This is a genomic window from Candidatus Nitronereus thalassa (assembly GCF_032191465.1).
GTDB lineage: Bacteria > Nitrospirota > Nitrospiria > Nitrospirales > UBA8639 > Nitronereus > Nitronereus thalassa.
The window spans coordinates 545883-566219 of record NZ_JAQOUE010000001.1 but is presented as its reverse complement, the minus strand read 5'-3'; the positions used below and the strand labels follow the sequence as shown (position 1 = coordinate 566219).

Here is a 20337-nt window from a genome sequence, read left to right as displayed (position 1 = left end):
ACGACCTTTTCCTGACCTTTTGGTTGGGTCACAAAAGCCTGTGAGGGACAAGAAGTAAATGAAGGCCGCCATTAATGTAAAAATCCTGACAGCCTTCATTTATTAGAAGTATTCGTAATTATAAATCTTGTAGCGCAGCAACTCTTGCTTCAATAGGAGGATGGGTAGAGAAAATTTGCATGAAACTTCGAGTTTGACCTGAGATTTTCATTGTCGCTAGAGCATCTTCGTTGTGATATTGATACTGGACTTGGTTAATCCATCGATTGATAGCTTGAAGGGCCGAGATCATGTGTTCTTTTCCAACGGTGTTTGCGGCAAACCGATCGGCAGAGAATTCCCGCCTCCGTGACCACCAGCTAATAGGAATCATGGCAAGGAAGGAAAGCCCAATGTGGATAATATAGTACGCCACAAACGCCATCCCTTCACTCCGTTCCGCCAAGAATCGGTAAATCATGTTGGCAATGATATACACAAAGGTGTTCATCAGACCGGCTAAGACAGTCGTGGTGAACATGTCACCGTTATATACATGGCCCATTTCATGTGCTAAGACGGCTCGAATCTCATTTTGATTTAGGTTTTGTAGCAAGCCTGTGGAAACCGCGACCATCGAATTATTGCGTGATGGCCCCGTGGCAAAAGCGTTTGGATCTGGGGATTCATATACGTAGACCTCAGGCATAGCAATCTTTAGCCGCTCGGAAATTTTTTGAACGGTTTCAAAAATTAACTGTTCAGCCTGAGTCTTGGGTTGGGTGATGGGGGAAGCTCCCACCATCATTTTGGCCAGAGTTTTCGACATCGCCAAACTTAAGAAAGCGCCTCCGAAACCAAAAAATGCGGCAAACAGTAGATTTGGACCTGAGACAATGCCGCGGACATCAATGCCAAACGCCGGCAAGATAACTTGCGACAATATGGTAAAGGTAATTGAAAGAGTGGCAATGATGAGAATATTGGACAGTAATAGCAATCCAATACCTTTAAGTTTTTTCATATGTTTCCTCCTTTAGAATACTGTGTCTTTTGTTTTATCCACTTTTTTTGATGCTGGCTCTTGTAAACTGAATTATTGGGACTATTATACGACAAAATCGGCAACCTCATAAGAGAGAATTGTGGAAAGAGAAAAATTTTCAATATTTTTGTTAACTATTTGATATATAATACCATTTTTTTATGAGTCAAGGTCGGGTTCCATTATTAAGAAATTTTAATTTTGGTCATTCCCCTTGGAATTTTGGGTGGTTTTTAGTAGGAATTTTCCTTTTTGTTGTATGCTTTGATGTGCAATATGTTGCTCGTTATGTCTTTTCGGAAATTACGTAAATCTTTTCGAGTGGTGGTATTGGGGAGTCTCCTCCAATTCCTGTTGTTCCCAGCGGTAGTAGGATGGGGCGACGAGCCGTCCAAAATCACCTTGACTCCTGGTGAAGATGGGGTCCAGCGGGTGACCATCAAAATGGAGAGTTATGCCTTTACCCCAAATGAGATTATTATCCGATCCGACATACCGGTTTCCATTCAATTGGAAAACCATTCGTTTTTGGTCCCGCATAATTTTGTAATTGAAAATAGCCCCATGGGTCTTCATCATGAGGTGGATGTCAGCGCTGGTGATGTCGTCAATCTTCAACTTTTATTAACTTCACCGGGGCACTATACATTTTTTTGCGATAAACAATTGCTGTTTTTTCCAAGTCACCGTGAAGAAGGTATGGAAGGTCACTTGGAGGTTCGGTAGCCTGTCCACATGAGTTCATCCCCAGACGAGTCATATCTTTTTCATGACATCCTAAAACAGGTCTCTCGATCGTTTTATCTCACGCTGGCGGTATTGCCTTCGCGAGTGGCAAAACAGGTTGGTCTTGCCTATCTGTTTGCCCGTGCGGCGGATACGGTGGCGGATACGGGGCAAGTCGATCGAAGTGCGCGTGTGATGTTTCTGCAACAGTTTAAACTCCAATTTCAACGAGAGCGTTTAAATTGGGATGAGATCAATGCTGTTCAAGCGATGATGTCTCCCCAACAAAGCCATCCGGGAGAACGGAAATTGCTCGAACAATTAGAGTCCTGTTTCCAAATTTATGAACAATTGAGTCCGGAAGACCAAGAGGAAATTCGTCAAGTGCTTCCGACTCTCATTAGTGGCATGGAGATGGACCTTAAAGTGTTTCCAGGAGATTCCACAGCCCACCTTTCCGCGCTCCAGACCGTCGCAGATTTAGATACCTATATCTACCGGGTGGCTGGGTGTGTGGGAGAGTTTTGGACAAATCTTATGTGTGCACATCTTCCGCGCATTCGTCGGCGCTGGGATCGAGAACAAAAAATACGAATAGGAATTCGATTCGGGAAAGGCCTGCAATTGACGAATATCCTAAAAGATTTGCCGAGGGACTTACGTCGAGGGCGATGTTATATTCCGCGGGAAATGTTGGAAGCCGTCGGGTTGGAACCTAAAGATCTTTTGGATAAAAGAAATATGTCCAAATTTAGTCCCGTATTGCAAAAACTCGTTGGAATAACATTGGCGCACCTTGATCAAGGATGGTTTTATACCATGTCGATTCCACGTTTTGAGGTCCGGCTGCGTCTTGCTTGCATGTGGCCAATTCTTATCGCGCTTCGTACGCTCCATTTGCTCACAACCTGTGACAATCTCTTAGATCCTGGGCAATCCCATAAAATTTCTCGAATGGAAGTGTATAGAATCGTCTGCGGCACAACGCTGACGGGCGGGAGCGAGTATATGGGCACAGCGTATTGGGGACATTTTCGAAAAGCTGTGGGCTAGAAATTATGTTTTTTGCGGCACAATCACTTTTTCGCCTTTTTTGAACACCATATAGATTGCTTGGGTCGGACAGGCATCGAGGCAGATTCTACAGGTTTCGAGACATCGGGATTCATCAAATTTAAAGGGTGGCGTAGAGAGCCAGGCTCCTGTTGGGCATACTGGAATACACACCGCGTTGTGGGTGCAACGATCTGGATGTCTGACCAAGTGGTCGCGTGTCACCATCATAGGCTTTACTCCTTCAAATAACCCGCCGGAAAACATATCGAGCATATTGGCTGGGCGTCGCATGTTAGGAATTCCACTCCTGTACCAATGAGCGAATACGGTCTTTGAGTTCAGGGATTTGTTCGAGATTATTTTCGATGGCTCCTAGAATATTTTCGAGCCGTGCGGTTCGTGTTGCTTCTTTGTCCCGGCCTGCGAGAATCGAATATTGGGCAAAGGCCTCAGTGTGAATCGGTTCTAATGTTGGTCGAGCTGTTTCAATGCCTTCACGCAAATATTTGGGTTCGGTTTCCGGAGAATGCGCAATCGTAAAATTTCCATTGGTCATCACCAGGACGGAAAGCTTGGCATCAGATTTCAGAGGAATGATCGATAGCACGGTTTGCCCTTGAGCTTCCTCCCATGTATGCATGAGACCGGGAAATTGTTTTAAAAAAGCGACCTTCTCTTGATTGGCTCGCCACTTTTCTTCGTTGTTTGCCACGCAACCCTCATTTCATCAGAAAACATAGTATCGAAATGTCAATACGCCATGAAGAGAGATTGGAAACCCTGGGATCTTTTGCCGCTTATTGAGGAAGGGGCGTAGCGCGAGAGTCTAATTGTATGGGAGGCACATCGTGACCTGGCATGAGTAACCGTTCAACGAGTTCTCCTTTCAAGATATGGCGCTCCATGATTTCCGTCACATCCGCTTGATTGCCCACCCAATACCAAACGCCCTCCGGGTAAATAACGATGCTGGGGCCATACTCACAATGGTCAAGACACCCAGCTTTATTTGCCCGGACAATGCCCTTGAGTCCCAAGCGTTCAACTTCTTTTTTGAAAAAGGCATGAAGTTCCACCGACCCGGAATCAGCACAGCAACCACGGGGGTCACCCTTCGGTCGCTGGTTCAGACAGATGAAAATATGATGTTTAAACCCGCCCATATCCTCCTTTCATACTCTAGAACCCCTTGGTCAGGCAAGTTTTGGATTGACTGAAATTTGAAGAAATGTTTTTTGAAATGCCACTCGATTTTCATAGTCTTCCGGCGTTTCTCGTGAGACAATATGAGTAAGACTCGTCAGCCCATGAAAATCTAGGTGCAGGAAATGCGCGTGAATTCATTGGTGAAAGGAATGAAACATGATTATCGGGATTCTCAAGGAAATCAAGGACCATGAATTTCGAGTAGCATTGACTCCGGAAGGAGTTGGAGACCTCGTGCAACATGGGCACCAGGTTTGGATAGAACTGAACGCCGGGGCGGGCAGTGGCTTTTCGGATGACGATTATCTTCGGGTTGGCGCCCAACTGGCAGCCTCCAAAGAGGAAGTTTTTCAGAAAGCCAAATTGATTTTGAAAGTGAAAGAACCGCTCCTTCACGAGGTTCCCTTGTTTCAATCGCATCATACCTTGTTTACCTATCTCCATCTGGCGGCTTCAAAGGACCTGACTCAAGCCTTGATGGATTCTGGGATGACGGCCTTAGCCTATGAAACCACGGAAGATCGTGCTGGTCGATTACCCATGTTGCTTCCGATGAGTCAAATTGCCGGTCGGATGTCTATTCAAATTGGAGCCCATTATTTGGAACGCACCAGTGGAGGACGGGGCCTTCTTTTGGGAGGAGTTCCAGGAGTAAAAGCTGCACATGTGGTTATTATTGGTGCTGGGGGAGTGGGGTCCTCCGCGGCACAAATTGCCGTGGGCATGGGAGCCCGCGTGACGGTCTTCAGCGTGGATATCCATCAATTGGTGCGGTTGGAGGAGCGATTTGGGGGAGGCATTACGACCTTGGTGCCCAATCGGCTCGTGATTGAAAAAACCATTGAAGATGCTGATCTACTCATTGGGGCTGCCATGATTAAAGGGGCGAGAGCCCCACAACTCGTTTCTCGGGACATGGTGGCCTCCATGAAACCTGGGTCTGTGATCGTTGATGTTGCCATTGATCAAGGTGGATGTGTCGAAACGATTCGACCGACGACACATTCTGAACCTACTTACGAAGTTGAAGGTGTCCTGCATTATGGCGTAACAAATATTCCTGGAATTGTACCGGTTACTTCAACCCACGCCTTGACCAACGCAACACTACCTTTTATAGTCCGATTGGCTGATGCTGGGATTGAACGGGCTATTTCCGATGATCCTTGGCTAGCCAAGGGTGTCAATATTAAAGACGGACAAGTCACCTACCAGGCAGTTGCTGAGGCCCACGGGTTTCGTCATGTGCCAATAGTCGTGTGAGTTGAAATTCTCTTTGTAAATCGGGGCGTAGCGCAGACCGGTAGCGCACCGCGTTCGGGACGCGGGGGTCGGAGGTTCAAATCCTCTCGCCCCGACCATTTCCTCTATCCTCCCGTGTGAACAACCGTTGTGAACTTATTATGAGCGGGGAATATACGATTTTAAATGTCATGGGCCCTTACCGGGAACCAAAAGAGTTAGCCATGTCGTATGATTATTCCGTTCAACGGCCGGACTGGGCGACGCCCCAAGGCATACGTGTGAAAATAGCTTTGGAAGAAGAGTTGGGTGTTTTAAAAAATAAAATTTTGGAAATTTCTGGAGGTTCTGCTGGGCAGCAACTACGAATTAACCAGATCCTTACCCGTGCAATTGGAGATCAAAAGCTCATACTGGCTAATGAAGAAGGTCTCTTTGATGACCGGCGTGATGTCATGATTGGCCCCTTTACTGATTCGTTAGCCTACCTTTACCCGAAGCTCGAACATTGGATGCAGGAAGTTCGCTCCCAGCTAAGACAAGAGATCCAAAAGACGGTAGGGGTGTAAAACGTACTTGTATTAGTGTCCTCAGACAGTTCGCTCCCACCTTGGTTGTCGTCTCCTACTATCTGCTAGACTTTTTTCTCAATATTCGACTTTCTAAAACGATGTTTAAATAGGGTTTGGCGGGTTTTCGTCAATTCCTTCCGTGCAGTCAGGAAGAGAATCACGCTTTTTACGCATTGACCTCTCAGGAGTCTTATCAAAAAAGGAGGAGAAAAATTTAAAAAATAGGGAGATACCGCCGGGAATAGAGACCTGTGGCTTCCTCGCTATAACCAAGAGAACCTTTTTCCGGTAGATCTTTATTGTTGAGGTTGACCACATATTGACCTCGTACGTGTTTCATAGCGACTTCGTACGGAATCTCCTTTCCATAGATATCACCGGGGGCATGGGCACCCACCGATAAAATGGTAATCGCTTCCTTAACAGCAAAATTGGGATCAGAAAAAATATAGATATTCGCAATAGAAAATTGACCGAGCTCATTGTCAGGTGTGGTGGCAGGGAGCAAAGATGAAAGGGTCCCGTCCCGGCGGGAATCACGAAGATACAGGAGTAAAGCTACGACCTGGCTATCTGTAGTTTGTCCTGGAACAAGAAGGCTGAGTGCATTCATGGATGGGACTGCCGCGGTCATTTTAAATGTCGGGACATTGGTTTCTTTGGCTTCCTGTAAAATTGTCGCAGTTTTTTCAGCTTGGGTTTCATGGCCCTGGGGGGGTTGAATGTCTTTGGATTTGGGAATAATGGCTTGAATGAAAATCCACAGACCAATGATCACACCAAAAATGACTATCAGAGGATGAATGCCGATTCGTTTTCCTTCTTGGTTTTCCGGATCACTCATACGTTTTCATTTCGTTCCCAAGAGGAGCGGTCTTGGCTGAGGGATGCCTGTTCCTGCTGTTTGGCCATGGACCAATAAGATTCCCATTCTGTGGAGGTGAGCTCTTGTAAACCCTTGCCAGATTTCGAGGCCAGCTGTTCCATATGTTTAAATCGTCCTTCGAAACGATTACAGGTTTTCCGCAAGGCTTCTTCCGGATTGATATGTAAATATCTGGATAAATTTGCAATGGTGAATAGCACGTCTCCAAACTCTTGTTCAATAGCTTCGAGCGCCAAAGAAGTCCCTTGGTCTGATGGACTCCCAGCCATTAAGGTCCGGTGGTGGTCGGTCGCCTCGCGAAGTTCTTGCAATTCTTCATTAAGTTTATCGAGGACATGTTCTGGCTTTTCCCAGTCAAACCCTACTCGTGAAGCCCGTTTTTGCAATTGATAGGCACGTAATAGGGCAGGAAGGGATGGTGGAACACCTTCCAGTATGGAATCGTCACGACCATCCGTAGACCGTTCCGACTGTTTAATTTTTTCCCATTGATTCACTACCTGGTTCGCATTTAAGGACGTCTCTGATTTCTGAAGGGCCCCAAATACATGTGGATGTCGTCGGATAAGTTTTTCGTGCAAGGCGGTGATGACATCATTCATGGAAAACCGGTGTTGTTCTTCCTCCAATTCCGAATGCAGAAGGACTTGCAGTAGAAGATCGCCTAATTCCTCCCGAAGTTGCCTAGAATCGCCTTTGTCTAAGGCTTCCAAGACTTCATACGCTTCTTCAACTAAATAGGGCTTGAGGGTTTCATGGGTTTGTTTCCTATCCCATGGGCAACCATTCGGGCCTCTCAGCTGGGCAACTAGGGCAACAAGGTCGTCAAAAGGAGTTGGCATGGATGGACGGAGATCTTTTGGTTGGAAGATTCATAGTTGCGTGGATTGTTTCGAATTTTTCCACAGAATGAAACAAGTGCTAAACCGACCCCATTATACCTGTTTCCAGGGGCTCTTCAATGCCCGTTGCCTTGCAGGCAAGTATTGATTGTGATAATTTTTAACCACTGAATAATCAAGGAGTTTATTCTTGGCTGAAGAAGAAGGACAAGGGTTTGTCATTCGAGATAAACGCGGGCAAGCTCGTGAGGAATCCCCAACTCCAGCGCCTGAGGCAGGAGCTTCCTCGTCTTCTCACGCAGCTTCGGAAAAATCTCAAGAACATGCCCCGCCGCTGACATTTTCTTCATTCATTTTTTCATTGGGTACTTCCGCTCTCATGCTGATGGGAGAAAAGTTAAGTCCCGATCAGCCCAATGCTCCAGTTAATTTACCGCAAGCAAAGGAAATCATTGATATTCTTTCCATGCTTGAGGAAAAAACCAAAGGGAATTTGTCCACTGAAGAAGCCGCCGTGATAAAAGATATGCTCTACACGCTGCGAATGAAATTTGTCGAGGCGACATCAGAAAAAAAACCTAAGGTTTAATATCTACATTATCTCTTCACCATGAATTCCAGTGTCATGTCCCTTTGGCATGAATGCCATTCCAATCCTTCACCATCCCGCTTACAATAGGCCAAGCGAGCCTGGGTTGAGTTTTAGGTTCCCAAGATTTTCCTGGTGAGCCAAAATTCGTAGGAATTATCCACGAGGTTATCAAAATAGCAGACAGTTTCTGAATCGGTGATCATGGCATCTCCTTCTAAATTAGCCCCACGCCTCATGCCCTCCAAAAAATTGCGTGAGCGGTTCATTCGTGATGACGAACAGGGACCCAAGGCGCAGCATCTACATTTGAAACCGGTTTGGATCGTTCTGTTGCTCCTGATTCCCTGTTTGCTCCTTACGATGTACTACGCTCGTTACGGGATGACCGGGGGGCTCAAGACCGACTCTCTCCTGCCCAGCGCCAGCTATGCCATGGTGTTGTTCCTTGTGTACTTGGATGTAGTCGGATTAGTAGTGCTGACCCTGTTATTATCGCGGAATTTGATTAAGGCCTATTTTGAGCGACGGCATCGATTGCTTGGATCTGGGTTTCGAACAAAGCTCATTGCTGCTTTTATCGGATTTTCCTTGGTCCCTACGGTGTTATTGGCCTTCGTGGCCAGCGGCGTAATCAGTGAGGTGATGAAGGTTTGGTTTAATGATCAAATTGAGCAGGTGCTCAAAGATTCTGAAGAAATGGCCAGAATGTATCATGAAGGTCACACGGCGTTGGCCACAAAAAGCGCACAGGCGATCAGCAAGGAAATCTTTCGTGAAGATATGTTGCGCCCCGAACATCGCGAAATTCTCATGGCCGCGATGGCTCGCAAACGAGGGGAGTTGAATTTAACTGGAATTGAAGTTTTTTCCTCGAAACTAGAAACCCTAGCTCGCATGGTTGATCCGGACGTGCCGACCACAATGTTAAGTCTGCCCGTCGGCCAGTTAGTATTACAGGTCTTGGATACGGGAAAAGAACTGACCTCGGTTCAGGAAGCGCCTATTGGACGGCTGATCCGAGCAGCCGTTCCAATTTCATCCAATCGGGATCCCAATGGTATTGAAGGCGTGGTGGTCGTGGGTTCCTATGTGTCGGAGTCTCTGCTCGCGAAAATGGAAGGTATTGCCAGGCAGTATACGGATTTTCGGCAAATTAAAGCCATGGAAAATCCGATCAAAGCCGGTGCCTATCTGTTTGTGGCTGTCGTGACGGTCTTACTGTTGTTTAGTGCTACCTGGTTTGGATTCTACGTGGCCCGAGGCATTACTGTGCCTATTCAAAAGCTGGCGGAAGGGACGGAGGCCGTCGCCCGAGGGGATTTAAGCGTGCGCATTGCCGTCAAGGCGACCGATGAAATTGGCACGCTGGTCGATTCGTTTAATCGGATGACCACAGATCTTTCTACTGGCAAAGCCGAACTTGAACAAGCCAATCAATCTCTCTTGCAATCCAATATCGAAGCTGATCGCCGGCGCGCCTATACGGAGGCGGTCGTTGAAACCATTGCCTCTGGAGTGCTCTCGTTGGATGTCCATGCGATGATTACCACGTTCAATCATTCCGCAGAACGTATTCTAGGCGTCATGGCCGATGACGTCCGTGGTCGACTCGTGTTCGACGTATTTAAAGAAAATAATTTTAGTTTATTTCAGGAAGCTTATGATCGCATTTTAGTTGATGGTCGGGACACCTTAACATTAGAAGGCCAAATGGAGGTGCAGGGCAAACTGTTGACGATTGGCCTCAGCCTGTCGCGGATGAGAAATGAATCTGGCAAGGATTTGGGGTTTGTGTTGGTATTCGAAGATCGTTCCGAGTTGATCAAGGCCCAAAAAACTGCAGCCTGGCAAGAAGTGGCCCAGCGCATTGCCCATGAAATTAAAAATCCATTGACCCCGATTCAACTTGCCGCGCAACGTTTGAGAAAGAAGTTTTTCGATAAAGCTCCTGACTTTGAAGATATTTTTGATCAATCCACGGGTGTCATTGTGAATGAAGTAGGAAGCCTTAAACGCATGGTCGATGAATTCTCAAAATTTGCCAGAATGCCGGCTCCTCACATGGTGCGCGAGTCGTTACATGAGGTGATCGAAAAAGTCGTGGCCTTATATACCGGAGGACACCGAGATGTGACCTTTCATCTGACGTTGGATCCGACTTTACCTCTGGTCAATATGGATCGGGAACAAATGCGACGGGTCTTTGTGAATCTATTTGACAATGCTATCCAGGCCATGGAACAAAAGGGGCGGCTGTGGGTCACCACGGAAATGGACTGGAAACTGCAACGGGTGATGATCAAGGTCATCGACGAGGGCCCTGGGATTCGCCATGAGGATCAAGATAAATTATTTTTGCCATATTTTTCTAAACGAAGCGCTGGCACGGGCTTGGGGTTAGCAATTGTGCATCGCATCGTGACGGACCATAACGGCACGATTCAAGTGGCCAATCATCAAACTCAGGGGGCGGTCTTCTCTATTGAATTGCCAATTGCATAATAATTGAGATAAGAGACGATGGGTAAGGCCGGTATTTGATCAATCTCTTAAGCGCCCCAAGATCCTATCCCGTCGATTCGCCGTGTATTGTAAGGAAGTAATTAAGAATGTCCGGTAACATCTGTATCGTTGATGACGAACCATCCATTTTGAATACACTCAGCAGTATTCTCGAGGATGAGGGGCATCAGGTAACACTGGCAAAGAGTGGGGCGGAAGCTTTAAAGCTCATCCGCTCTGAACCTCCCGATCTCGTGATCCTTGATATTTGGATGCCAGAGATCGACGGGCTGGAAACTCTGAAGCGTGTTCGTCAGCAATTTCCGAATCTCATGGTGATCATGATGTCGGGCCATGGGTCGGTAGAGACTGCGGTCAAAGCCACTAAACTTGGGGCTTATGATTACCTTGAAAAACCTCTTGATCTCGAAAAAGTCACTATTCTTGTTCGCAACGCGCTACATCAGCGCAAGCTCGAAGAAGAAAATCTTAATCTCCGTATTCAAGTCGAACGGCATTCCGAGTTAGTTGGCGATTCTCCTGTCATGGAGACTCTGCGTCAGCAAATATCCGCTGCGGCGCCTACCCATAGTCGTGTGCTTATTTCCGGAGAAAATGGAACGGGGAAAGAGCTTGTGGCCCGGGCGATTCATCTTCAAAGCCCGAGACGCAGTCGATCGTTTGTGGAAGTGAATTGCGCCGCGATTCCTGAAACACTTATTGAGACCGAATTGTTTGGTCATGAACGTGGCGCCTTTACCGGCGCAGTGGCTCAGCGTCGAGGAAAGTTCGATCTTGCAGATGGCGGAACCCTTTTCTTGGATGAAATCGCGGATATGAGTGTGGCCACACAGGCCAAAGTCCTTCGGGTGCTTCAAGAGCAACAGTTCACGCGCGTCGGGGGAGGCAAACTTATTAAAGTCAATGTACGGGTGATTGCCGCGTCAAATAAGGATCTGCGGCAGGAAATTGAAAAGGGAACCTTCCGAGAGGATTTATTTTATCGGCTCAATGTGCTTCCCATCGAAGTGCCGCCACTTCGAAATCGATGCCAAGATATTCCTGCGCTAGTTCGACATTTTTTGCGTATCCATGCTGAAGAGCAGGGGATGAAACTCAAAGAAATTACAGATGGAGCGTTGGAGGTGTTGGCTCGGCATGACTGGCCTGGCAATATCCGTGAGCTCCGCAATCAGGTGGAACGGCTCATGATTATGGTCCCCAAACCTGTGATCGAAACCGCGGATGTCATTCCTTTTATGCCTGGAGGCCAAGATGGAGCGATCCATCGAGTCAGTGCCTTGGATACCTATGATTCATTGCGAGATGCCCGACATGCGTTTGAACGGGAATATATTACCCACCGTCTTCGGGATAATGGATGGAATGTATCGAAAACCGCTGACGATCTTCAGATAGAGCGTAGTCATTTACATCGAAAAATTAAATTGCTGAATGTCGAGCTTCGGCCTGAAGCCTAACAGACACTCGGATGCAAGCGAATCTCCTTCCGATGGAAACTCATACTTCTTTGAAAATTGAGCGAATTGTGGAGGGTGGATGGGGACTGACCCATGTCGGGTCCAAAGTCACCTTTGTTCGGGGGGTGTTGCCAGAGGAACTGGTGACGATTACCCCAGAAGATTCCCGTCAGGCCTATCAGTTTGCCACATTGGATCAAGTGCAAGAATTCTCCCCCAATCGGGTTCAAGCACCTTGTCAGGTATACCAGCAATGTGGAGGCTGTCAATTCCAGCATATTCGGTATGACGCACAGCTTCGTTATAAACAGCAAATGCTGGAAGAAGCCTTTGCCAGGATTGGGAAGATCACGATCCAAGAGACGTTACCTCCTGTCCCTTCTCCATTTCCCTACGAATATCGACGATGGATTCGATTTTCTGTGTTTCAGGCCCAGAAGACCTTTCATTTAGGATTTGTGCAAGAACGTTCACATAAGCCCGTGGAAGCCTCCGGATGTTTGCTGATTCCAGAATCTATTCGTTCAGTGGTAGAGGAAATCAAAAATCGATTGGGGACCATGGCCAGACTACCAGCCCTTCTCTCGAGCCTTGAAGTGCGTGCCTCCGCTGCCTTTGGTAGCCATTTGGTCATCTTGAAATCTCCTAAGCTGTTTCAAGGCCAAGCCGAATCTCTTCTCAAGGCATTCCAAGATATTCCAGCCGTGGCAGGATGTGTCGTAACCGCAGGGGTGCCCCCTGCAGGTCGAAAACATGCACCAGTTCGTTTGGTGAGTGGAGAAGATCATCTGTTTGAACAATTTCAGGACATGGCGTTTCGCATCAGTGATCGATCGTTCATGCAAGCTAACTGGGCCGTCTACGCCATGATTTACCAAACCCTGGAGGAATGGTTGGGAACTTGTGCTGGAGTCCGAGTCCTGGAGTTATTTGCCGGCGTTGGTTGTCTCGGATTGTCATTGGCCAGGAAGGGCGCCATGGCTACCGTGGTCGAAGAAAATCCTTTCGCTGTGGCTGATGCCAGAAAATCCGCGTCGGTGAATCACATTGGGCGATGCCGATTTCGCCCGTCCACGGCTGAAGATTTTTTACAACAGGTTGAACCCAATGACTATGATGTTATTCTTGTGGATCCGCCCAGGACAGGCTTAAGCAAAAGGTGTGTCGAGTCATTGCTGATGACCAAGGTCTCGCGGATTTATTATTTGTCTTGCGATGCCCCGTCTTTGGCTCGTGATGCCAACCGTTTGTGCGCGGGAGAATACCAAATGAGACGTGTTCAACTGTTTGATATGTTTCCACAGACCGCGCATATTGAGACCCTTGTAGAATTTACTCACCAATAACTGTGCTTTTAAGCAGGCCCCCTATGACTACTTACCGTCAAGCAGGAGTGGACATCGCAGCCGGGGATGAAGTCGTTCGGCGAATTCGTCCCCTGGCAAAATCCACATTTCGTCCTGAGGTGCTCGGGGATATCGGTTCTTTTGGCGGGTTGTTTCGGCTTGGGTCGGAACGATTTGTCGATCCCGTCTTGGTCTCTGGTACGGATGGGGTAGGGACGAAGCTCAAGGTGGCATTCCTTATGGATCGCCATGATACCGTCGGCATCGATCTTGTCGCGATGTGCGTAAATGACATTATTGTCAGCGGAGCAGAACCCCTATTTTTTTTAGACTATCTTGCCGTTGGGGAGTTAGTCGTCGATAAAGGCGAGGCGATTGTCAAAGGGATAGCCGAAGGCTGTCGGCAAGCCGGCTGTGCATTAATAGGCGGGGAGACCGCAGAGCTACCTTCGTTTTATCAATCCGGCGAATATGACCTCGCAGGATTTGCCGTGGGGGTCGTGGAGCGAGCGAACATACTTTCCGGAGAAAACATTCAGCCTGGCGATGCTGTCATCGGTTTGGCGTCGTCCGGGTTGCACAGTAACGGGTTTTCCTTGGCACGACGCGTGTTGCTTGATCAAGGGGCGTTACCTCTTGAAAGTACTCTGCCCAATATGAATGAGACGGTAGGGGAGATATTACTCAAGCCAACGAGAATTTATGTTAAACCCGTGATGGAATTGATTAAGGAATTTTCTGTCCACGGGCTAGCCCACATTACAGGTGGTGGATTAACCGGGAATGTGCCTCGTGTGTTGCCGCATGGATGTCTCGCGCACATTCATCGGGGAACATGGGAGGTACCTGAAATTTTTCCTCAAATTCAAAGTTTAGGACAGGTAGAAGAGGAAGAAATGTTTCGAGTCTTCAACATGGGAATTGGGTTTGTCGTGATTGTCCCGTCCGATCAGGCAGGGAAGGTTATGGCACGTGCCAAAGATCTTGGAGAAACAGCATTTCGAATTGGGCATATCGACAAAAACCCACAAGGCACGCCTTGTGTAACCTATTCCACTGGGGGGGGATAGGTCATGCCCCTGCGTCTTGGCGTACTGGCTTCTGGCCGAGGGTCTAATCTTCAAGCGATTATCGACTCAATCGAAAACAAGAAGCTTGATGCGACTATTACGATCATCGTGAGTAACAAAAGTGATGCGCAAGCACTGGAGCGAGCTCAGCAACATGGCATAAAAGGGATGTATCTCAATCCAAAATCTGTGATCGGAGAATCCGATCCTCGAAAGGCCTACGACCAAAAAATATTGGAAGTGTTGAAAGCGCATGAAGTGCAATTGGTACTGCTGGCCGGATATATGAAAATTGTCACGTCAGTGCTTATTGAAGCGTACCAGTGGCGCATGATGAATATTCATCCGTCTCTTCTTCCGTCATTTCCTGGATTGAATGGCCAACAACAGGCATTAGACGCTGGAGTAAAAATCTCAGGGTGCACCGTGCATTTTGTAACAGAAGGTGTCGATGAGGGCCCCATTATTTTACAAGCTGCCGTGCCTGTACACGAAGGAGATTCGGTGGATTCCCTCTCCGCCCGTATTCTTGAACAAGAACACCGGTTGTATCCCCAAGCGGTAGCTCTCTTTGCGGCCGGACGCTTGTCTGTTGAGGGACAAAAAACAAAAATTCTTGAGCCGGCTTCTTAGATTGCGAGGGTATAGGGCTTTTGATAAAGTGACCATCGGTAACGACCGACAAGGTCCTGGATCTATTAGCATGGGGGGCTAGCTCAGTTGGGAGAGCGCGACGTTCGCAACGTCGAGGTCAGGGGTTCAATCCCCCTGCCCTCCACCACTTTGATTGACCACTTTCATCCCTGTTAGTAATCGGTCAAAAGTGCCAGTGGCCGTAAAACGATAACCTGGGTTCCCGTCTTCCATAATGGGTTCACAAAGAATGTGCCCATCAAGGAGTTTTCGTAGCATCTGACGGGCTAAAGGGACATGACGGGAGAAAAGGGCAGGGAGGTCTTCCACCAGGCTTTTGAGGTCCTTTGCTAGTCGTTTGGCATCAAGGTCGGTTACATTCTCTAGTTCATCGAGTCTAATCAGTTCTTGCTTCAAAGTTTCCTGTCGCTCTGACAAGTCATCCAACTCTTTCACCATAAGCGTATTTCCATTTCCTTCGCCTATCAGGTCAAGCATACAACGTGCCCGAGCCTCAATTAGGGAAAGTTCCCGTTTGATCGCTATGCGCCGATCTGGGAATTTTTTTTGGTCTTTTTTGATTCGGTCCAGGGCCTGTATGACCGAGGCTTCAAGGACACGTTCATCTACAGCCTCGTTCATGGCGTGAAGGATGGCCGAATCAAGAATGTCTTGACGGAGTTCAACGCTGTTGGTGCAAATCGCGTTGCCACGCTTGTGATGGTAGCTACACCTGTAAACGGTACGGGTATATCGGCGTTTGGCTGTACGTTTAATTGCCACAAGGGATCCACCACACACTACACATTTACAAATACTGGTGAGAAGATAGTTTGACCGTCGATCTTCGCCTGTCGGGCGTGATAGTAGTCGGCCGTCATTACTACGAAGATAGGCGCGTTTATTCTTGGCTCGGCGGTCTTCAACTTGCTCCCACAATACATCGGAAATGATCCTTAATTCAGGAGCCTCCATTCGTAACCATTCCGACTCTGGTCTTTTGCGTTGCTTTCGAGTCCCATTTCGTTGAACAACTTGTGTACGGTTCCACAGTACGATCCCCCGGTATAGATCACGCTGCAAGATATCACGTAGGGCGGTCGGGCACCATCCAGAATTTCCTCCATGTGGTGGTACAATTCGTTCCTCGTTGAGGGCCTTGGCAATGCGTGCCAAGCCAAAACCTGATGCATACAACTCGAAGATCTTGCGCACAGTCTCTGCCTGGATGGGGTTAATTCGTCTAATAACATGCTGTCTCCTTGGCGTGCCATCTGAGTTAGAGTCTTTACCAAAAACAGGGACGTTGTCGTATCCAAAAACTTTATTGCCGACAACATGCAGGTTTTTGGCCTTGCGCAGCATGGCATCATAGGTTCGTTGGCTGGCTTTTTCTCTCTCCATTTCTGCCGAGAAGTTGGTCAAGCTGAGCATGATCTTATCCATGGCGTTGTCGAGCTTGCGTTCTTGATCTGTCATGTAGAAGAACACTCGAACGCCAGCATCGAGTATTTGTTTAAATGCATAACTCACCTGGATTGCTTCACGACCTAATCGGGACTCCTCACTCATGATGAGAATTTGAAAAGGCGGTCGTGGTTTGAGGCAATTCATAAGTCGCAGAAAGGCAGGGCGTTTAACAAACTCTGCCCCGGAGATACCGTCATCGCAATAAATGTGTTCTTCTGCGATGGACCAACCCTTTTGACCCGCATATGCTCTTCCATGCTCAATTTGTCGAGTGACGGACTTTTCCTCGTCACCAATTCCAACTTGTTCTGTGCTCTTTCGAGCATAGATCGCAGCAAGCATCATTGTCCTCCAGATAAGTTTGGTAGATTGATCACACGTGCTTGCTTGAAATATTCAGCTTCAGCCGCTTTTGTCAACGGAAATTTACGGTTGGTTAGGGGAGGGGAATCAACCGTATTTCTTCTATGGTGTTGATAATCCTGCACTAAAATTTCAGCTAAGAGATCAATCAAATCATTGGTTAAGTGGAGGGGTGGAGTGGGGGGCGATTTATAGTGTCGAGTCATAAAACTTGCCTATTGTTTGGTAAACGTCAAAGCGGTCTAATTATGGTGCCCCAGCTGTTGTCAAACCATTTTCTTATTAACGTGAACCAAAGATGTATCATGCCCCTAATTTATCCTTCTGGTCTTTTTCAGATTGCGTTGTTTTGTTAAACTGCTTCTCGAAACGTCATCGCGATGTTGATTCTTCAAGGATACTTCAAAGTGGCGGAAGGCGGGAAAAGGATTTCCATCCAACTCGGGAAAAATCATCATGATGATGGAAAACTTTGATCGATCGATAAAACAGTGGGGCCAGCGTTGTGGAGTGAGTGCCCGTCTTGCCCAGTTCTTTAAGACGAAGGAGGCTCAAGCGTTAGTCCGAGAGTTTTCATCCTTAGGGGTAGTCAAACCTGATGCGGACGTTTTGATTTTTTTATTGATTTTTGTTGTATGGGCGGATGAGGAATGGAATAAGGTTCCGCGTGACAATAAGAGCCAAGAGGTAGGCAAACTATTACGGCAAGCTCGACGAAGTCTCTATCCTGCTAGAAGTAGGGTCCATCCAACGTCTGTGTATGAGGTAGAAAAAACAATTAAGCAACTGGAAATGTGCGAACGCCATCTGAATATAGTTCCGTGGGTCCAGGTGGGGACTATGGTGATTTGGGGGTATCCACCCCGACCCAAACGTCAACGGGGAAAACGACAGGTCATATTTTTTCTCACTGGCTATTTTCGAGAACTAGAGCATCGACATCCACCGTGGAAGGTTATTGTCAAATTTTTGCAACTTGTAGGATGGGAGAAGCCTTCGAGATCGTCCAAAACCATTTCGACAGAGTGGTCGACCATAGTAAAGCGCGAGGTCACCTCAGTAAACCCTCTTGAACCGCATCAACAGGAATGGGTGAATGTCTACTATCAGGCAATAAAAAATTGGGTATATGAGGACCCAACAGAATGTCCCGCGAAAGTGAATATCTCTTGAACGGAAATTCTAAAGGAAAGGAATGACCTCACTCTTGCTTGCAGAAGGCAAACGATGATTGAAGGGGGCGTTGAAGACTCACTAGGATTACCGTAGAAAGACTAGTAAAAGTTAGACTGAATGCGATGAGGGCATTTTAAAATTTTGACCAGTAAGAAAAGTGAGTAAGGATAACGTCAGAAGAAGTGACTAAAGCAAAATAATAAAAAATTATTAATAAAAAGAAGATTGCCGTAGATAAATATTTTTTTATATATACTTTATATTTATTTTTCTTCTGAGGCATTCCCGCCCGACGTTCATGAGCAGCCTGCACTTCCTTTCTTTGAAATTAACACAATAGAGTTCAGCTAGCATTTTCGATTAATAGAAAGGAATAGCTGAAAGGTGCTCATCTCACCAGTAACATCGTGGTAGTACGAGCGAGGAAAATTCTGATAGGCGATCGGGCATTTATTTATGATTCTGGTGATGGTTGTCAGAGGTCAATTGTCCATTTAGCCAGGTCAAGAGGTGGAATCAGATAAATCGATGTCAAAAATTAATGCGAAAAGTAAGACCGCCCACATGTGTTCGAGTCTTGTAGGTGCCGTTCACGCCAGGAAAAGGATGTCCGGTCACCGTTCGAGGTTCCCAAAGCAACACCATATAAAATAGATCGATGCCCAAAGCCTGACGAACAAGTAGGCCTTCACCGGATTTTCCGCATTGAAAAATGCCCAAAAATAGCCCTCGGTCTTCACAAAGAGCGCCGAAGCCAATCGTCAGGCCATGAACATTTGAGTCAGGGGCTAAGGGATTGAAGTTTTGGTCGACGATAGCCGCTTCGGAATGGTTGTATCCCATACGGAAGGTATACTCCCAATCCGGGGATGACGGAGGATGTAACCATTTATATTCAAATCCCGTATCTACCGTCACAGCATCATCCCAGAATTGAGGTTGGAGAATGACCCCGCCATTGGAAAGAAAGATGTGAAAATCCCGAATCGACGACCAACGCGTCCAGGTAACATCCACCTCCAACTTCAGTTCATGGGCAGAGGTTCGAAGGGGCCAGAAGGCCAATCCCCATTCATAGCCCTCTGGAAATCGCAAAGCCGTTTTGACATCGGCGACCTTCCGTCCATTATCGAGTAGGGCCCCATTCAATGGAAGGACGGCTTGGCTACGCCAGATGAACGCGACATTCATCAGCGGCTGACCCATATCATTCCGCAGCGGCGTGAGCAAAAAGCTCACATCGAATCCTGCCGTGGTGCCTTTGCCATTGAGTTCCAATTTATCGCCGGCAGTCGTACCAGAAATATTGCCGAGAGCAATGGATTGGGCTTCGTTGTGTCCCTCGCCTAACAACGACCAGAAAGTAAAAATTTTTGCACCGAGGCCCACTGCCAGCCAATCGGACAAACGCACCGCCACACTTGGGGTGATGCTGATTAAAGGTAATTGACCACGGGTGATCACGTTGGCAAAGGGACTGTTGTTCGGATACTGGTTGGCAAACCCAAACAAGTTCAACATGCCAAGTCCCGCCCAGACGCGATCAAAGTATCGAGGAAACCATTCTCCAAGGTGGGCAGTGAAAAACACTTGACCGGGCGGGGGAAATCCCACGAGTCCGCCCTCGATTTTGTTGTCCACCGTCGTGCCACTGGGTGCCGTGAAGGTGGTGTTGGGGCTCACCAACTGAAAGCCCACGGAATGTTGGATGCCCGGCAGTTGCGTCATGCCGGCTTGGTTATAAAACAATGCGGAAGGATTATCGGCCTGCGCGCGAAAGGCATTGCCCTGCCCAATAGCCGCGGCATCATGAAATGGATTCCGAAAGCCATCGGCCCACGCCAATGGGTGAAAGGACAACACTGACAGAAAAAACAACAAGAGTGAAGTGGCTCTGGAGTGAAAAAGAGAGGCGAGCCTGAGGCCAAGGGTAAAGAAAGAATGGCGACCCATAATCAATAGGTCTCCCTTACGATAGTGTTTCCTTCCCTGGAATGGGAGATACAACGAATGAATTCCCGTAGCCGATGAAAATATTGAAAATACCCTCCCCATGTCAATGCCCTTTCATGATTGGAAAAAATCGATGCTTGATGACGAACCCTACTACCGGGCAGGTTACCGATTGATTACCGATGAACCGTAAAAAA

General features: G+C 47.4%; 19 protein-coding genes and 2 tRNA genes. 13 read left to right on the top strand and 8 right to left on the bottom strand.

The genetic code is table 11. The features are described from left to right. Window positions 1-118 precede the first annotated feature (118 nt). Window positions 119-1003, bottom strand: coding sequence for a protease HtpX (gene htpX, locus PPG34_RS02690; RefSeq protein ID WP_313831595.1), 885 nt, complete (start codon window positions 1001-1003; stop codon window positions 119-121). 309 nt (window positions 1004-1312) lie between these two features. Between htpX and PPG34_RS02685 the strand changes: the two genes are divergently transcribed. Both PPG34_RS02685 and PPG34_RS02680 read left to right on the top strand, forming a co-directional pair. Beyond that, entirely contained in the window at window positions 1313-1750 is a 438-nt protein-coding gene (locus PPG34_RS02685; RefSeq protein ID WP_313831594.1) for a cupredoxin domain-containing protein, read from the top strand. Window positions 1751-1759: 9 nt separating this feature from the next. Beyond that, the gene (locus PPG34_RS02680; protein ID WP_313831593.1) at window positions 1760-2803 is read left to right on the top strand and encodes a phytoene/squalene synthase family protein; all 1044 of its coding nucleotides are present in this window, start codon (window positions 1760-1762) and stop codon (window positions 2801-2803) included. A gap of 3 nt (window positions 2804-2806) precedes the next feature. On the opposite strand, the gene PPG34_RS02675 is transcribed toward PPG34_RS02680, so the two are convergent. The 3 genes from PPG34_RS02675 to PPG34_RS02665 all read right to left on the bottom strand — a co-directional run bounded on the left by PPG34_RS02675 (window position 2807) and on the right by PPG34_RS02665 (window position 3969). Then, window positions 2807-3097 (bottom strand): ATP-binding protein, encoded by a 291-nt coding sequence (locus PPG34_RS02675; protein ID WP_313831592.1) that lies wholly within the window; start codon window positions 3095-3097, stop codon window positions 2807-2809. 1 nt (window position 3098) lies between these two features. After that, window positions 3099-3518, bottom strand: a complete 420-nt coding sequence (locus tag PPG34_RS02670) for a hypothetical protein (protein ID WP_313831591.1) — start codon at window positions 3516-3518, stop codon at window positions 3099-3101. A gap of 85 nt (window positions 3519-3603) precedes the next feature. Next, the gene (locus PPG34_RS02665; protein ID WP_313831590.1) at window positions 3604-3969 is read right to left on the bottom strand and encodes a (2Fe-2S) ferredoxin domain-containing protein; all 366 of its coding nucleotides are present in this window, start codon (window positions 3967-3969) and stop codon (window positions 3604-3606) included. Window positions 3970-4168: 199 nt separating this feature from the next. On the opposite strand from PPG34_RS02665, the gene ald reads away from it, so the two are divergent. The 3 genes from ald (at window position 4169) to PPG34_RS02650 (ending at window position 5823) form a co-directional block, all read left to right on the top strand. Further along, complete coding sequence (gene ald / locus PPG34_RS02660) at window positions 4169-5275, top strand: alanine dehydrogenase (protein ID WP_313831589.1); 1107 nt, start codon at window positions 4169-4171, stop codon at window positions 5273-5275. A 21-nt stretch (window positions 5276-5296) separates the two neighbouring features. After that, window positions 5297-5373: transfer RNA gene (locus PPG34_RS02655), tRNA-Pro, on the top strand. 42 nt (window positions 5374-5415) lie between these two features. Beyond that, window positions 5416-5823: a hypothetical protein gene (locus PPG34_RS02650; protein WP_313831588.1), complete on the top strand. Its 408-nt coding sequence runs from the start codon at window positions 5416-5418 to the stop codon at window positions 5821-5823. 217 nt (window positions 5824-6040) lie between these two features. Here PPG34_RS02650 and PPG34_RS02645 read toward each other — a convergent pair whose 3' ends face one another. Next, the gene (locus PPG34_RS02645) at window positions 6041-6670 is read right to left on the bottom strand and encodes a hypothetical protein (RefSeq protein WP_313831587.1); all 630 of its coding nucleotides are present in this window, start codon (window positions 6668-6670) and stop codon (window positions 6041-6043) included. Next, complete coding sequence (mazG, locus tag PPG34_RS02640; RefSeq protein ID WP_313831586.1) at window positions 6667-7554, bottom strand: nucleoside triphosphate pyrophosphohydrolase; 888 nt, start codon at window positions 7552-7554, stop codon at window positions 6667-6669. Before mazG ends, PPG34_RS02645 begins: the two co-directional genes overlap by 4 nt. A 190-nt stretch (window positions 7555-7744) precedes the next feature. On the opposite strand from mazG, the gene PPG34_RS02635 reads away from it, so the two are divergent. The 7 genes from PPG34_RS02635 (at window position 7745) to PPG34_RS02605 (ending at window position 15326) form a co-directional block, all read left to right on the top strand. Beyond that, window positions 7745-8143: a DUF1844 domain-containing protein gene (locus tag PPG34_RS02635; RefSeq protein WP_313831585.1), complete on the top strand. Its 399-nt coding sequence runs from the start codon at window positions 7745-7747 to the stop codon at window positions 8141-8143. 204 nt (window positions 8144-8347) lie between these two features. Beyond that, window positions 8348-10648, top strand: a complete 2301-nt coding sequence (locus tag PPG34_RS02630; RefSeq protein WP_313831584.1) for a sensor histidine kinase — start codon at window positions 8348-8350, stop codon at window positions 10646-10648. Between the two features lie 107 nt (window positions 10649-10755). Next, window positions 10756-12129 (top strand): sigma-54-dependent transcriptional regulator, encoded by a 1374-nt coding sequence (locus tag PPG34_RS02625; protein ID WP_313831583.1) that lies wholly within the window; start codon window positions 10756-10758, stop codon window positions 12127-12129. 50 nt (window positions 12130-12179) lie between these two features. Continuing rightward, window positions 12180-13475 carry a 23S rRNA (uracil(1939)-C(5))-methyltransferase RlmD gene (gene rlmD / locus PPG34_RS02620; protein WP_313831582.1) on the top strand — a complete coding sequence of 432 codons (1296 nt, stop codon included), beginning with the start codon at window positions 12180-12182 and terminating at the stop codon, window positions 13473-13475. A 23-nt stretch (window positions 13476-13498) separates the two neighbouring features. Continuing rightward, window positions 13499-14545, top strand: a complete 1047-nt coding sequence (gene purM, locus PPG34_RS02615) for a phosphoribosylformylglycinamidine cyclo-ligase (RefSeq protein ID WP_313831581.1) — start codon at window positions 13499-13501, stop codon at window positions 14543-14545. Window positions 14546-14548: 3 nt separating this feature from the next. Further along, window positions 14549-15178 carry a phosphoribosylglycinamide formyltransferase gene (gene purN / locus PPG34_RS02610; RefSeq protein WP_313831580.1) on the top strand — a complete coding sequence of 210 codons (630 nt, stop codon included), beginning with the start codon at window positions 14549-14551 and terminating at the stop codon, window positions 15176-15178. 72 nt (window positions 15179-15250) lie between these two features. Next, a tRNA-Ala gene (locus PPG34_RS02605) sits at window positions 15251-15326 on the top strand. Here PPG34_RS02605 and PPG34_RS02600 read toward each other — a convergent pair. Further along, the gene (locus tag PPG34_RS02600; RefSeq protein WP_313831579.1) at window positions 15305-16993 is read right to left on the bottom strand and encodes a recombinase family protein; all 1689 of its coding nucleotides are present in this window, start codon (window positions 16991-16993) and stop codon (window positions 15305-15307) included. The genes PPG34_RS02605 and PPG34_RS02600 overlap by 22 nt on opposite strands. A gap of 474 nt (window positions 16994-17467) precedes the next feature. On the opposite strand from PPG34_RS02600, the gene PPG34_RS02595 reads away from it, so the two are divergent. After that, on the top strand, window positions 17468-18184 hold the full coding sequence (locus tag PPG34_RS02595; protein ID WP_313831578.1) for a hypothetical protein: 717 nt from the start codon (window positions 17468-17470) through the stop codon (window positions 18182-18184). A 534-nt stretch (window positions 18185-18718) separates the two neighbouring features. On the opposite strand, the gene PPG34_RS02590 is transcribed toward PPG34_RS02595, so the two are convergent. Next, entirely contained in the window at window positions 18719-20140 is a 1422-nt protein-coding gene (locus PPG34_RS02590; protein ID WP_313831577.1) for an OmpP1/FadL family transporter, read from the bottom strand. Between the last annotated feature and the right edge of the window lie 197 nt (window positions 20141-20337).